Source organism: Roseibium sp. AS2 (genome assembly GCF_038900065.1).
GTDB lineage: Bacteria > Pseudomonadota > Alphaproteobacteria > Rhizobiales > Stappiaceae > Roseibium.
The window spans coordinates 454,490-468,669 of record NZ_JBBMQN010000004.1; the positions used below are offsets into that span (position 1 = coordinate 454,490).

The 14,180-nt window shown below is 62.8% G+C and carries 15 protein-coding genes; 9 read left to right on the forward strand and 6 right to left on the reverse strand.

What is annotated here, in order from left to right; all coding sequences use genetic code 11:
- Positions 1-44 precede the first annotated feature (44 nt).
- Positions 45-968: a site-specific tyrosine recombinase XerD gene (gene xerD / locus WNZ15_RS14155; protein WP_342893628.1), complete on the reverse strand. Its 924-nt coding sequence runs from the start codon at positions 966-968 to the stop codon at positions 45-47.
- A 46-nt stretch (positions 969-1,014) separates the two neighbouring features.
- The gene (locus tag WNZ15_RS14160; protein ID WP_342893629.1) at positions 1,015-1,158 is read right to left on the reverse strand and encodes a hypothetical protein; all 144 of its coding nucleotides are present in this window, start codon (positions 1,156-1,158) and stop codon (positions 1,015-1,017) included.
- 145 nt (positions 1,159-1,303) lie between these two features.
- Here WNZ15_RS14160 and WNZ15_RS14165 point away from each other — a divergent pair, with 145 nt between their 5' ends.
- The 3 genes from WNZ15_RS14165 to WNZ15_RS14175 are packed head-to-tail and all read left to right on the forward strand — an operon-like array spanning position 1,304 to position 4,468.
- On the forward strand, positions 1,304-1,951 hold the full coding sequence (locus WNZ15_RS14165) for a shikimate kinase (RefSeq protein ID WP_342893630.1): 648 nt from the start codon (positions 1,304-1,306) through the stop codon (positions 1,949-1,951).
- Between the two features lie 19 nt (positions 1,952-1,970).
- A complete protein-coding gene (aroB, locus tag WNZ15_RS14170) occupies positions 1,971-3,119 on the forward strand; it encodes a 3-dehydroquinate synthase (RefSeq protein ID WP_342893631.1) in 1,149 nt (382 codons plus the stop codon).
- Complete coding sequence (locus tag WNZ15_RS14175) at positions 3,116-4,468, forward strand: HlyC/CorC family transporter (RefSeq protein WP_342893632.1); 1,353 nt, start codon at positions 3,116-3,118, stop codon at positions 4,466-4,468. The genes aroB and WNZ15_RS14175 overlap by 4 nt, the downstream gene beginning before the upstream one ends.
- 46 nt (positions 4,469-4,514) lie before the next feature.
- Here the strand turns inward: WNZ15_RS14175 and WNZ15_RS14180 are convergent, their stop codons facing one another.
- A complete protein-coding gene (locus WNZ15_RS14180; protein WP_342893633.1) occupies positions 4,515-4,814 on the reverse strand; it encodes a BolA family protein in 300 nt (99 codons plus the stop codon).
- 179 nt (positions 4,815-4,993) lie between these two features.
- On the opposite strand from WNZ15_RS14180, the gene WNZ15_RS14185 reads away from it, so the two are divergent.
- From WNZ15_RS14185 to WNZ15_RS14200, 4 genes are all read left to right on the forward strand, one after another.
- The gene (locus WNZ15_RS14185; protein WP_342893634.1) at positions 4,994-5,584 is read left to right on the forward strand and encodes a J domain-containing protein; all 591 of its coding nucleotides are present in this window, start codon (positions 4,994-4,996) and stop codon (positions 5,582-5,584) included.
- A gap of 66 nt (positions 5,585-5,650) precedes the next feature.
- Complete coding sequence (gene cobS / locus WNZ15_RS14190; RefSeq protein ID WP_342893635.1) at positions 5,651-6,637, forward strand: cobaltochelatase subunit CobS; 987 nt, start codon at positions 5,651-5,653, stop codon at positions 6,635-6,637.
- Positions 6,638-6,644: 7 nt separating this feature from the next.
- Entirely contained in the window at positions 6,645-8,552 is a 1,908-nt protein-coding gene (gene cobT, locus WNZ15_RS14195; protein WP_342893636.1) for a cobaltochelatase subunit CobT, read from the forward strand.
- A 9-nt stretch (positions 8,553-8,561) separates the two neighbouring features.
- Positions 8,562-9,632 carry an esterase-like activity of phytase family protein gene (locus WNZ15_RS14200; RefSeq protein ID WP_342893637.1) on the forward strand — a complete coding sequence of 357 codons (1,071 nt, stop codon included), beginning with the start codon at positions 8,562-8,564 and terminating at the stop codon, positions 9,630-9,632.
- A gap of 141 nt (positions 9,633-9,773) precedes the next feature.
- On the opposite strand, the gene WNZ15_RS14205 is transcribed toward WNZ15_RS14200, so the two are convergent.
- The 3 genes from WNZ15_RS14205 to rpmB all read right to left on the reverse strand — a co-directional run bounded on the left by WNZ15_RS14205 (position 9,774) and on the right by rpmB (position 11,595).
- Positions 9,774-10,196 carry a CVNH domain-containing protein gene (locus tag WNZ15_RS14205; RefSeq protein WP_342893638.1) on the reverse strand — a complete coding sequence of 141 codons (423 nt, stop codon included), beginning with the start codon at positions 10,194-10,196 and terminating at the stop codon, positions 9,774-9,776.
- Between the two features lie 395 nt (positions 10,197-10,591).
- Positions 10,592-11,278 (reverse strand): queuosine precursor transporter, encoded by a 687-nt coding sequence (locus WNZ15_RS14210; RefSeq protein WP_342893639.1) that lies wholly within the window; start codon positions 11,276-11,278, stop codon positions 10,592-10,594.
- A 17-nt stretch (positions 11,279-11,295) separates the two neighbouring features.
- Positions 11,296-11,595: a 50S ribosomal protein L28 gene (rpmB, locus tag WNZ15_RS14215; protein ID WP_342893640.1), complete on the reverse strand. Its 300-nt coding sequence runs from the start codon at positions 11,593-11,595 to the stop codon at positions 11,296-11,298.
- A 342-nt stretch (positions 11,596-11,937) separates the two neighbouring features.
- Here rpmB and WNZ15_RS14220 point away from each other — a divergent pair, with 342 nt between their 5' ends.
- Both WNZ15_RS14220 and WNZ15_RS14225 read left to right on the forward strand, forming a co-directional pair.
- The gene (locus WNZ15_RS14220) at positions 11,938-12,771 is read left to right on the forward strand and encodes a DUF3108 domain-containing protein (RefSeq protein ID WP_342893641.1); all 834 of its coding nucleotides are present in this window, start codon (positions 11,938-11,940) and stop codon (positions 12,769-12,771) included.
- A gap of 211 nt (positions 12,772-12,982) precedes the next feature.
- A complete protein-coding gene (locus tag WNZ15_RS14225) occupies positions 12,983-13,942 on the forward strand; it encodes an acetyl-CoA carboxylase carboxyltransferase subunit alpha (protein WP_342893642.1) in 960 nt (319 codons plus the stop codon).
- Positions 13,943-14,180: the final 238 nt, after the last annotated feature.

A 14,180-nucleotide genomic window follows, 5' to 3' on the forward strand; every position in this document is an offset into this window, starting at 1 on the left:
GGAGTTTAGTGCGGAGATTGCTGCAGTGCAATAGACACCGGTGCTCACGTGCCGGCCAGCGGATGCGCCGTCTCAACCAGCTCGCGCAGGCGTTCGTCCAGAACATGGGTGTAGATCTGCGTGGTCGAGATATCCGCGTGGCCCAGCAGCTGCTGGACGACCCTGAGGTCGGCGCCGTTCTGAAGCAGATGGGACGCGAAGGCGTGACGCAGGACATGCGGTGACACCTTGCCCGCGTCGAGGCCGGCGGCAATTGCCAGGTCCTTCAGTTCACGCCCGAAATGCTGGCGGGTCAGGTGGCCACTGCCGCCATGGGAGGGAAACAGCCAGGGGCTTTTCTCAAAGGCCCCCTCGGCCGCACGCAGCGCGACATAGTCCTTCATGGCGGCCTGTGCCGGCCTGGACAGCGGCACGAGGCGTTCCTTGCCGCCCTTGCCCCGGATCTCGATCAGGCGGGCGTCCCGAAGCGCGGCCGAGACCGGCAGGGCAACCAGTTCGGAGACCCGCAGGCCGGTTGCGTAGAGCACTTCGATCAGCGTGTACATGCGCTGGGCCCGAAGCCGGGCGGCAGCGCTATTGTGCGCGGCTTGCGCATGTGAAGCGGCGGTGCCGATCAGCTTGTCGACATCCTCCTCGGACAGGACCTTCGGCAGACTGCTCCGTTTTTTCGGGGCCGACAGGGTCCGGGTCGGGTCGTCCTCCCGCAGGCCTTCCGCATAGAGAAACTTGAAGAACTGTTTCAGCGCCGAGAGCCGTCTTGCCTGCGAGGTTTCCGCGAAACCGCGCCGGTTGAGCGTGCCCAGGTAGGCGGTGAGGTCGTCCGAAGTCGCCCGGGCGAGTGTCTTGCGGCCCAGAAATTCGGAGAAATCCTCGAGATCGCGGCGGTAGCCATCGAGCGTGTTTTCCGCCGCGCCGCGTTCGGCGGCCAACATCTCGAGGAAATTTTCCAGATCGAATCCGGTTGCCATGCTTCTCTTCCAGACGCCTTCACGGAATGCCGACCAGCAAATGACCCTAGCGGCCGAAACCATCTTTCTTCACACGAACCTCGATTTGCCGCTCGCGCGGATCGACAAATGTCGCCAGGGCATAGATCGCGCCATAGCCGAGGGCCCCCAGCAGCAAAAGCACGAACAACAGGCGGGTCAGGGTCGGCACGGTGGATCTCTTCCGTTCAGCTCGCCTCAGGGCGAATCGTTTGCCCGATTGTCTCAACAAGGGTGGGGGTGGCGCAAGACGGATGCAGGCTCCGCCAGCAAGACTTCCCCCGTGTCTTTTTTGGCGAATATGTTAAAACGCGCCCATGAGACAATTCGATAACACCCGGGCTCCGGAAGGAGACATCGCCGGCAGTCCCGCGAAATCTGTCGACCTTGACCGGCTGGTGCGCGCCTTGGGCCGTCGATCCATCGTTCTGGTCGGCATCATGGGGTGCGGCAAGTCGACTGTCGGCAAACGGCTTGCGCAACGGCTCGGTCTTGATTTCATCGACGCCGATACCGAAATCGAGCGGGCAGCGAACATGACGGTCGCGGAGATTTTCGCCGAGCATGGCGAACCCTATTTTCGCAGCGGCGAAGAGCGGGTCATCGCCAGGCTGCTTGGCGAGGGGCCGCAGGTGCTGGCGACGGGCGGTGGTGCCTTCCTGAGCGATGCGACTCGCGCCGAGATCGCCGAACGGGGCCTGTCGATCTGGCTCCAGGTGGATTTCGAAACGGTGATGGCGCGCGTGCGCCGCAGGTCGACCCGGCCGCTGCTGCAGAACCAGGACCCGGAGGGCACGATGCGCAAGTTGATGGCGGACCGCGAACCGGTTTACGCCAAGGCGGCGCTGACGGTGATCTCCAAGGACGTTCCCCATGAAGCGGTGGTCGACCAGATCGTCGTCACCCTGGCGGATCATCTTTTCGGCAGCGCGGATCAGCACGCCGCGCAGACCTCTCAATCTTGACGGTGAATGGCTAAACGGCATGACAGACACGGCAACGGCGCGCGCATTGACGGGCGGGGACGAACAGACGGTGCGTGTGGAGCTGGGGCAACGCGGCTACGACATCCGGATCGGACGCGGCGTTCTTGAGACCGCCGGCGCTCAAATCGCGGCGGTTCTGCCGGGGGCGCGGCTCGCGGTGATTGCCGACGAAACGGTGGCAAGCCTGCATCTGGAGGCTTTCGCGGACAGTCTTGACCGGGCAGGTCTGCGCCATACGGCGATCACGGTGCCGCCTGGGGAGAGCACCAAATGCATGCGGGAATTCGAGCGCCTGTGCGATGAAGTGCTGGCGGCACGGCTGGAGCGCGGTGACGCGATTGTCGCGCTTGGCGGCGGTGTCGTCGGCGATCTGACCGGGTTTGTCGCCGCCGCTGTCCGGCGCGGCATGGCGTTCGTTCAGGTGCCGACCAGTCTTCTGGCGCAGGTGGACAGTTCCGTCGGCGGCAAGACCGGGATCAACTCGCGCTACGGCAAGAACCTGATCGGGGCATTCCACCAGCCTGTTCTGGTCTTGGCCGATACCGCCGTGCTCGACACGCTGCCGCTCCGGGACTTCCGGGCCGGCTACGCGGAAGTGGCCAAATACGGCCTTCTCGGGGATGCCGAATTCTTCGCCTGGCTGGAGGCCAACTGGAAGGCTGTCTTCGCAGGCGGTCCGGAACGCGACGAGGCCGTCGCTCGCTCCTGCCGGGCCAAGGCAGAGGTGGTGGCCGCAGACGAACTGGAAACCGGCCGCCGGGCATTGCTCAATCTGGGCCATACATTCGGCCACGCACTGGAATCCGCCGTCAGTTATGAAACGGGACGGCTGGTGCATGGCGAGGGCGTTTCGATCGGCATGATGCTTGCCCATGAATTCTCCGAACGGCTGGGGCTGATCGGGGCTGAACCCGTTGCTCGTGTGCGCGCGCATCTGGCCGAGGTCGGGCTGCCGGTGAGCGTTCAGGACATTCCCGGACAATTGCCGACGGCGGGGACCTTTCTGGACATTATCGCGCAGGACAAGAAGGTCAGCCGGGGCGCACTCACCTTTATCCTGACCCGGGGGATCGGCGACGCGTTTGTCGAAAAGGGTGTGGATCCCGATCTGGTTTCGGACTTCCTCAAGGAGAAACTCCAGGCATGATGGAAACGGCTCTCTGGCTGGCGATCGCCGCCATATTCGTGTTGCTGATCCTGTCCGGATTCTTTTCCGGTTCGGAGACGGCGCTGACGGCGGCCTCGCGGGCGCGGATACACCAGATTGAAAAGAGAGGTGACTGGCGCGCCCGGGTGGCCAGCGGACTTATCTCCAATCGCGAACGCCTGCTTGGCGCTCTTTTGCTCGGCAACAATCTGGTCAACATCCTGGCGTCGGCCCTGGCGACAAGTGTGTTCATGACGTTGTTCGGCGAGGCCGGTGTCGCGCTTGCCACCCTGGTCATGACCGCGCTGGTGCTGATTTTCGCTGAAGTCCTGCCGAAAACCTGGGCGATTTCCAACCCGGAACGCTTTGCGGTCACGGTCGCGCCGACCGTGCGCGTGGTGGTGGCGGTGTTCGGGCCGGTGGTCATCGGAGTCGAGTGGATCGTACGCTTCCTCCTGAGGATGGTCGGCGTCACCGTCGGCGCCGACACCTCGGTGCTGTCCGCGCATGATGAGCTGAGAGGCGCGGTCGACCTGCAGCATATCGAGGGCGGTCTTGAAAAAGGTGAACGGGACCGTCTGGGCGGCCTGCTCGATCTTGCCGATCTGGAAGTGTCCGACGTGATGGTTCACCGCACCAACATGGTCGCACTGAACGCGGACGAGGATCCGGGGAAACTGGTCAATGCGGCGCTGGCGTCCCCCTACACCCGTCTGCCGCTGTGGCGCGGCGAAAGCGACAATTTCATCGGCGTGCTGCACGCCAAGGATCTGCTTCGTGCCCTGCATGCGGCCGGCGGTGACGCTTCCAGGATCGATATTCCTGACCTTGCCGCCCCGGCCTGGTTCGTGCCGGATACGACGAGCCTGCAGGATCAGCTCAACGCCTTCCTGCGGCACAAGTCGCATTTCGCGCTGGTGGTCGACGAATACGGCGAAGTGATGGGCCTCGTGACCCTGGAGGATATCCTGGAAGAAATCGTCGGAGAAATCGCCGACGAGCACGATGTCGAACTGGAGGGATTGCGGCCACAGGCGGATGGCTCGGTGATTATTGACGGCTCGGTGCCGATCCGCGACCTCAACCGGGCGGCCGACTGGAGCCTGCCGGACGACGAGGCGACCACGATCGCCGGTCTGGTCATTCACGAGGCCCGGATGATCCCGGAAGAGCGCCAGATCTTCACCTTCCACGGGTTCCGCTTCACGGTGCTCCGGCGCGAGAAAAACCGGATCACGCGGCTGCGTATCATGCCGCTCGGCCAGATCCCGGGTGTGAAACCACCGGTCTCGGCCGCAGTGCCGCCGGGCGAGACCGCGGACGGCGCGCCAGTCCGGACCGGCGCATGAGGCGTGCGCGGGTCAGGCTCTCCGGAAGGCAACCGACCTGTCGGATTCAGACGTCGTCGACCCGCGCGGCACGGGGATCGGGCTCACTGTCGGCGCGGATTTCCAGCGCCAGCGCGTGGACCTTGCCTGCCAGTTCGTCTGCCAGCAGGTCATTGATCGCCCGGTGACGGGCGACCCGGTTCATGCCCTCGAATGCTGCGGCGGCGATCCGGACCCGAAAATGGGTCTCGCCGCCTTCCCGCCAGCCGCCGTGGCCCCGGTGATTCTCGGATTCGTCGATGACGTCGACAAACGACGGCTGGAATGCGGCCGTGAGCTTGTCGGTTATCGTTTGCTGGATGTTCATGTGATTTAGTTAAAGGCACCGTTTTTGAAGTTCAAGTCTATGCGCCGCTGATGGCGGCTGATAGACTCGCTGGCTGTTCGACTTCCCGGAGACAGGCTGAGCCAATTAGCTTTGGATACCGGGACATTCCATCCACTTGCAGCTTGCCCAAGGGCCGGCGGACTCCAATATTCTGCGATATGAAACTGGACTCGAAAATTTTTGACGGCATCCGGGTTAAATCGGGCAAGGGACGGGTCGAAGAAGGCCGTCATCCGGTCTGCGACCATCCGGGCTGCAAGCGGCCAGGTACGAACCGGGCGCCGAAGGGGCGCGACCGGGAGGGGCAGTATTTCAATTTCTGCGTCGACCATGTTCGCGAGTACAACAAGTCCTACAATTATTTCAACGGCATGCCCGATGATGACGTTCGTTCCTACCAGAAGGACAGCCTGACGGGGCACCGTCCGACCTGGAAAATGGGCGTGAACAAACAGGCGGCGGAAGGTCCGGATGGTCACGACGGTCGTGCCGGAATGCGCGAAAACGCCCAGAGACGCACGGAGCAGGTGCGCCGTCCGCGGCAAAGAAAGCTGCTAGCGCTTGAAAAACGTTCGCTGGATGTGCTCAATCTTTCCTACACGTCCCGTGGCGCGGATATCAAAGCGCGCTATAAGGAACTCGTAAAACTGAACCATCCGGATGCCAATGGCGGCGATAGGTCTTCCGAAGACCGCCTGCGGGAAATCATTCAGGCCTACAATGTCCTGAAGAAAGCCGGTTTTCTTTGAGCCTGCAGAATCCTGCCGGCTTTCCCCTATCGACCCATTCCGACCCGTCGGGACTGCGGAGGACTGATGACTGAGACGACGACTGCGGCCACCGCGATGCCGGACACGGAAGTTTCTGTAGAAGAGGTTTTTGGCTTCAAGTCCAACCTCAAGGTGCCGGCATTTTCCGAGCCTTCGGAACATGTGCCCGAGCGCGATGAAGATTACCTGTTCGACCGGGCAACCACCCTGGCGATCCTCGCCGGATTCGCCCATAACCGGCGCGTCATGGTGACCGGCTATCACGGAACGGGCAAGTCGACCCATATCGAGCAGGTCGCCTCGCGTCTGAACTGGCCGTGTATCCGCGTCAATCTGGACAGTCACATTTCCCGCATCGATCTTGTCGGCAAGGACGCGATCGTGATCAAGGATGGCCTGCAGGTCACCGAGTTCAAGGACGGAATCCTGCCCTGGGCCTACCAGCACAACGTGGCGCTGGTATTCGATGAATACGATGCCGGCCGGCCCGACGTGATGTTCGTGATCCAGCGGATCCTGGAATCCTCCGGGCGTCTGACACTGCTCGACCAGAGCCGGGTCATCCGTCCGCACCCGGCCTTCCGCCTGTTCGCGACAGCCAACACCGTTGGTCTCGGCGACACGTCCGGGCTTTATCACGGCACCCAGCAGATCAACCAGGCGCAGATGGACCGGTGGTCGATCGTCACCACGCTCAACTATCTGCCGCACGACAATGAAGTCGATATCGTTCTGTCGAAAGCCAAGCATTTCCAGACGGACGAGGGCCGTACCACGGTTTCCAAGATGGTCCGGCTCGCCGACATGACCCGCAACGCCTTCATCAATGGCGACCTGTCCACGGTGATGAGCCCGCGGACGGTGATAACCTGGGCGGAGAATGCGGAGATTTTCGGCGATGTCGGCTTTGCCTTCCGGCTGACGTTCCTCAACAAGTGCGATGACATGGAACAGTCCCTTGTCGCGGAATTCTACCAACGCTGCTTCGGGGAAGAGCTGCCGGAATCATCCGTCAACGTCGTGATGAGCTGAGGGTAAGATGGCACCGCGGCCAGGCAGCAATTCTCTACCGGGCAACAAGCCCACACCGACCACCGAGCCGTTCAAGCAGTCGGTGACCGGTGCCATGCGGGCAATTTCCGGTGAGGGAGAACTGGAAGTCGTCTTTTCCGGCGACCGCCCGGGCCTGTCGGGCCTGTCGGCGCGCCTGCCCGAACCGCCGCGCAAGGTGACCGCGCGGGACATCGCCGTCACGCGGGGCCTGTCCGACAGCATGGCGCTGCGCATCGCCTGCCACGACAAGGCAGTGCATGCGAAGAACCTGCCACAGGGTTCGGACGCGCGTGCCATTTTCGAGGCCGTGGAGCAGGCACGCTGCGAGGCGGTCGGCGCACGGCGCATGCAGGGTGTTGCGGAAAACCTGTCGGTCATGCTCGATGACCGTTTCCGGAAATCGGGCGCGCCGGAGATTACCAGCCGCGAGGAAGCGCCGTTGCAGGACGCATTGTCGCTGATGGTGCGCGAGCGGCTGACCGGCTCCAGGCCGCCCGAGAGCGCGGCGAAGCTCGTCGATATGTGGCGCGGCTGGATCGAGGACAAGGCCGGGGCCGATCTGGACCGGCTGGAGACCGAGGTCGAGGACCAGACCTCGTTTGCCTCCCGCCTGCGCGATGTCTTGAAGTCGCTCGACATGGCCGACGAGCTCGGCGATCACGACGACGACATGGATCCCGATCAGAATGAGGACGACGGCAACAGCGACGACGCGGAGAGCGGCGACGAGGGCGACCAGGACAGCGGCGAACAGGAAGCTGCGCCGCAGGAAATGGAGCTTTCCGGCGAGGAACAGGACAGCGGCGACACCGAGGCGGCCGATGGCGACATGGACGACTTCGCCGATCAGGACATGTCCGAGGACTCCGAAGAGCCGGGCGAGAGCGAGCGGCGCGAATCACCCTTTTCCAACCGGCCCGAGACCGACTACCGGGTGTTTACCCATCAGTTCGACGAAACCGTCACTGCCGAAGATCTTTGCGATGCCGCCGAATTGGACCGGCTACGCGGCTTTCTCGACAAGCAGCTGACCCATCTGCAGGGCGCCGTGGCGCGGCTGGCCAACAGGCTGCAGCGCAAATTGATGGCGCAGCAGAACCGCGCCTGGGATTTCGATCTTGAGGAAGGCCTGCTGGACTCGGCGCGCCTGACCCGGGCCGTGACCGATCCGATGGCACCGCTGGCCTTCAAACAGGAGCGGGACACCAATTTCCGCGACACGGTGGTGACGCTGCTGCTCGACAACTCCGGGTCCATGCGCGGCCGCCCGATCACGGTGGCGGCCACTTGCGCGGACATTCTGGCGCGCACGCTGGAACGCTGCGGTGTCAAGGTGGAAATCCTGGGCTTCACGACCAAGGCCTGGAAAGGCGGGCAGTCGCGCGAAAGCTGGATCGGTGCGGGCAAGCCGCCGACCCCGGGCCGGCTGAACGACCTGCGCCATATCATCTACAAGTCCGCGGACGCGCCGTGGCGCCGGGCCCGGCGCAATCTCGGCCTGATGATGCGCGAGGGGTTGCTCAAGGAAAACATCGACGGCGAGGCGCTGCTCTGGGCCCATGACCGACTGCTGGCGCGGCCCGAACAGCGGCGCATCCTGATGATGATTTCCGACGGGGCTCCGGTGGACGACACCACGCTGTCGGTGAATCCAGGCAACTATCTGGAGCGGCACCTGCGCTATGTCATCGAGGACATCGAGACCCGGTCGCCTGTCGAACTGATCGCGATCGGCATCGGCCACGACGTCACGCGCTACTACCGGCGGGCGGTCACCATCGTCGACGCGGAAGAACTGGCCGGGGCGATGACCGACCAATTGGCCGATCTTTTCGACGACAATGTCGACACCGGCGGTCAAACGCGTGGCCGCCGCCGTGCGGGCCGCCGGTAGGCTGGTCCGATGAGATGGGCCGTGGCGGCAACGCGCAACCGGCCGTTTCGCCGTCCGCATCGCCGTCCGGGGATTGCCGGGGCGATCCTTGCCGCCGTGTTCTGCCTGTTGTCCGCTCCGCAATCGATATCCGCACAGGACCTGCTCGCGGACGGGCAATCTGTGACAACGCGCACCAGGCCGATCGAGACCTTCCGGATCGGCAGTGAAGAGACCCGGTTCGGCAAGCTGACCTTTCTCGGCGGACTGGAACTGATCGCCTCGGGGCGCAAGACCGGAGGCTTGTCCGGTCTGGTCAGCCTGGACGGCGGCAACCGGTTCCTGGCGGTAACCGACAACGGTCATTGGGTCACGGCGCGCGTCAACCAGACGACCGCGGGCAAGCCGCTCGGACTGTCGGATGTGCGGGTCGCGCCGCTGCTCGGCGCCGATGGCCGGACGCTCGTCGCCCGCTGGGGTCACGACACCGAGGCGCTCGCCCTGACCGGGTCCGGGCTCTATGTGACCGCCGAAACCCGCAATGCAATCTACCGCTACCCCTGGCCACTGACTACGGGAACGGAAAGGATGATCGGCGAAGTCGCCCTGCCGAAGGCAATTCGCGACTTGCCCCGCAACGCGGGCCTGGAAGCGCTGGCGGCCGGGCCAGAGGACAGCGCCCTGGCGGGCAAGCTGGTCGCCATCGCGGAATCCGCAAGGAGTGATCTGCACGACCTGTCGGGATTCATCATCGGTCCGGCCGGCACCGAGCGCTTCGCCATCCGCCGCAGCGACCGCTTCGACGCCACCGACGCGGTCTTTCTGCCCGGTGGCGATCTTCTGCTGATGGAACGCCGGTTCAGCCTGCGCGACCTGATCGGCCTGCGTCTGCGCCGCTTTGCCGGTTCCGACATCCGGAAAGGCGCTGTGCTGGAGGGTGCGGTGCTGCTGGAGGCGGATTTCGGCTACCAGATCGACAATATGGAAGCTCTCGGTGTGCACCGGACGGGCGCCGGAGACACTATCCTGACCCTGGTCTCGGACGACAACCGGTCGTTGTTGCAGAGAACCTTGTTGCTTCGTTTTAGAATTGACGAATAGAATTCAGGGAAAGCCCGTCAGAGACAGGGGGGCTGTGTTCTTGTCGAGATAAAATTTTTTCATTCTGTAGGTTTATCAATGGAAGTATGCCGTGTTTTTGATCGCGGGCATACTCCCATGATGATTGATTTCAGGACGGTTTCAGCAGCTGCCTGCCAGAACCAGATTGCCGTTGCAATTGGTCAGGGAACCCGCTGCTTGTGAGCTTGCATTGTTGACGGATTGGTCGACACGGCGGCATTCGGCGGTGATCACACCGCTGTTGTTGTCCACGGCAAGGTTGCTGCAGGTCTGACTCCATGAGCCTCCCGGTTCCTGGCACGACAAATGGCCGTTCCAGTTCGGAATGTCGCCCTTGCAGTCGGCCGCCTTTGCCAGATAGGTGCCAATTTCCTGACCGTTGAGCGTTTTGCAGACGGCGGAAAGGGTGCCGTTTTCCATTGCAATCTGGGTACAGGAATCGGAATAGCTTCCGCTGGGGATGTGATTGTCGGCGAGGGCCTGCCCGGAAGCGCTCATTGCAAGCAGGGCCGCGGAACAGATGGCAATTTTGAACTTACGCATAACATCCTCCCAAGATTTAGTGCATGCATTAATTAATAGGTTGTGTTTTGTGTTTTGTCAAACCTATAGATGTATTTTGATTTTTGATCTGGTTGTATTTCCACGATCATGCGTGCCCATCCACACGCGTGTTGTTACCGGCCGCGCATGAGCGAAAATTGCCAAGGCCCGGAAACAGGCCAAGAAACAGGCCAAGAAACAGACCTGGAAACAGACGTGGCGGGCGACAGAACTTGTGGGGCGAAGGGAACAGAGAGGGATGCTTCCGACCCGGGCCCGGCAGGGCCGGCGGCTGGTCTCGGCAGGTGCTGCCGCAGGGCGGCCCAGGCAATCGAAGATCGATGGGAAACCACAGGCTGATTGACCGGGTCAGGAAGACAGGCGCTGACGCCTGTTCAGGCGGCCTTGCCGTTGGTTGCCGGCTGAAACAGGCTCAGCAAGACGCGGTAGGGCGCCAGCAGGGCGACAGCGACCAGCATCTTCACCAGGAAGTCACCGGCGGCCAGAGACGTCCAGAGCTGGACCTGCGTTTCCCCGCCGATGCCGAGAAACGGCACCGGAAACGCCAGCGATCCGTCTTCCATGCCGAACAGGCCGTCGACAAAAGCGAAGCTCGCGGAAAAGGCGATGCCGAAGAACAGGATCGTGTCGACCATAGAGCCGATCAGGGAGGAGGCGACCGGAGCCTTCCACCAGGTCAGCCGGCGCAAGCGGTCGAAGATCGTCACGTCGAGCAGCTGGGCCACAAGAAAGGCGGTGCCCGATGCGATCAGGATGCGCGGTGTGGTGAAGGTTTCGTCGAATGTCCAGAACAGCAGCGGCACGACAATCGCCAACAGGAATCCGGAAACGACGACCTTGCGGGCAGCCGCCGGTCCGAACCGGCGGTTGGTCAGGTCCGTGACCAGGAATGCGACCGGATAGGTGAAGGCACCCCAGGTCAGCGTGTCGGCGAGGTTCACGCTTCCGACGAAATGCTCGACCGGAAACTGGACCAGGTAATTGGAGGCCGCAACGACAACCGCCATCGCGAGGATCGCGATGGCGTGATGGCCCACGGAGAAACTCCGGGTCTCTGTCATGATGTCACCCTGATGGGTCAGGCAGCGGCGACGGATGCAGCCTGCTTGCGCTTGACGCTGACCTTGATCTTGCGTGCGGCGTCGGACAGCTGCGCGTCGGACGCTTTCATAAGGTAGGCATCCAGGCCACCGCGGTGCTCGACCGAGCGCAGGGCGTGGGCGCTGACCTTCAGCTTGAAGGTTTCGCCGAGCGTGTCGCTGATCAGAGACACGTTGCACAGGTTCGGCAGGAACCGGCGACGGGACCTGTTGTTCGCGTGAGAAACGTTGTTGCCCGTCATCACATCTTTGCCGGAGAGTTCGCAGCGGCGTGCCATGATATCACCTTTTGTTTTCGTGGCCGGGCCGCTACATGGAACCCGGCAAGTCCAAACCGGAAACGGCGCGGACCTGAGGCCCGGCGACATCATCTCCGGCATTTCTCGGAAAAAGTTGCCCCGCTATAATCGCAGCGCGCGCCCTCGTCAAGACATCTCCGGTGCTTTGCCATGATTCACCGCTTTTATTTGCCTCACGCGTCCGCGTTAACCACTGAGTTACCATAATTTAGAATGATTGTGATCGTTCATAGCACGGGACTCATGTTAGGCTTTCCGTGACGGAACACTGTTGGCGCGGGGGCGCAACTCGTTGCCTTTTGGGCAGTCCGGAGGTTTTAAGTGTTTGGTTTGACGTCTTTCGGGCGGTTTGTCGCCCTGCCAATGCTTGCCGCGGCTTTGCTGGCGACGCCGGCGCAGGCCGGGAAAAGCAGCATCGGCGGTCTTTACAGTATCTCCATCGCCGGGTTCAAGGTCGGCCGGGGAACCCTGTCGCTGGTGATGCAGGGCAACGCCTATTCGGCCAAGGTCAACCTGGAACCCGCCGGCATCGGCACCTTGTTCACGACCGGAAAGGGCGGAGCCGAGGCGGCGGGCTGGCTTGTCGGGTCACGGGTCGTTCCCTCCAAGTACCGCATGGCCTCCCACGCAGCCAATCTCGATTTCCGCGTCAACCTGAGCCAGGGATCGGGCAGCATCCGGTCCATGGATGTCGCGCCCCGGTTCAAGCCCAACGCGGAACGGATCAAGGTGACCAACCGGCATACGCGCAACGCGATCGATCCGCTGAGCGCCGTGCTGATGCCGGTCGGCCGCGCCAAGGACAGCCTGGGCCCGAAGGCCTGCGCGCGCAAGCTGCCGGTGTTCGACGGCTGGACCCGCTTCGACATCAAGCTGAGCTACGAGGGCACCAGGGACGTCTCCGGACGCGGCTATGACGGACAGGTGGTTGTCTGCAAGGCCCGCTGGGTTCCGATTGCCGGACACCGTCCGTCCAAGGATTCGGTCAAATACATGGCCAAGGCCAAAATGGAAGTCTGGATGGCGCCGATGGGCCGCGACAACGTGCTGGTTCCCTACCGGATCTCGATGGACACCAAGAACGGGCGTCTGGTTGTCGAGGCCTCGAAGCTGAATATCCAGGGCGCGGGAAGCGACAGCGCAGCGGCCAACTGACACTTCGTCGACCGTCAGGGCCGGTTTTCTGGCGGGAAAAAGCGCCGGGACCGGGCATCGGGCGCGCATGCCGAGGCTTGCGCCCTCTTGCGTCTCTTGATACAGCCCTCCACGTTACGCATTCAGGCACGTTCCGGTGCCTGTGCGGCAATTTTCCCGAGCTTCCGCCGTCCTCCCCGGCGAAGCCCGATTGTTTCAGGTAACCGAGTACATGCACAGCTATTTGGACTTCGAGAAGCCCGTTGCGGATATTGAAGGCAAGATCCAGGAACTGCGGGCCTTGGCCGCGGAAGACGGCGAAGCCGTTAATGTGGACAGCGAGATCGAGCGGCTGAAATCGAAGTCCTCGCAAACTCTCCAAGACCTCTATGGCAAACTGTCCCCCTGGCAGAAAACGCTGGTGGCCCGGCATCCGGACCGGCCGCATGCGGTTTCCTACATCGCCGGTCTGATCGAGGATTTCACACCGCTGGCCGGTGACCGGAAATTCGCCGAGGACCACGCGCTGATCGCCGGGATCGGCCGCTTTCGCGGCCAGTCGGTGGCTGTGCTTGGCCAGGAAAAGGGCCATGACACCGGGTCCCGCCTGAAGCATAATTTCGGCATGGTCCGGCCGGAAGGATACCGCAAGGCGGTCCGGATCATGGAAATGGCCGAACGGTTCGGCCTGCCCCTGATCAGTTTTGTTGACACCTCAGGTGCCTATCCCGGACGCGGTGCGGAAGAACGCGGCCAGTCCGAGGCCATCGCGCGGTCGACGGACGCGGGTCTCGGGCTGGGGACACCCTCCGTTGCCCTGGTGATCGGCGAAGGCGGATCTGGGGGCGCGATCGCGCTGGCTACCGCAAGCAGGGTGCTGATGATGGAGCATGCCATCTATTCGGTGATCTCGCCGGAAGGTGCGGCCTCGATCCTGTGGCGCGACAGCGCCAAGGCGCAGGACGCCGCGACGGCCCTCAAGATCACCGCGCAGGACCTGAAACAACTTGGCGTGATCGACAGCATCATCACCGAGCCGGTCGGCGGTGCGCATCGCGCGCGGGAGATCGTTATCGACAATGCCGGCAAGGCGATCGAAGCAGCCCTGGACGAACTCGCGGGCCTGTCGCCGGAAGAGCTGCGCAAACAGCGGCGGGAGAAATTCATCTCCATCGGCCGGACGCTGGGCTGACAGATCGATCACCGGTCCGGCCGGTCCTGACATTCCGGGCCCGACGCAGCGGCACCTGCCCGCCATTGTGTGGCCAGAATTTGCCGTCATTCAGGCTGGGTCGGGACGGTCGGACGGACCGTGCAGCGAATTTTTTGTTCCTATCACCAGAATGTGGGTCGCGGGAACAATCCGGGTTCAGTAACTTATCGTCAACCATCACCCCCTAGCCTTTACGCGGGGGCGCAGACGTCAGGAA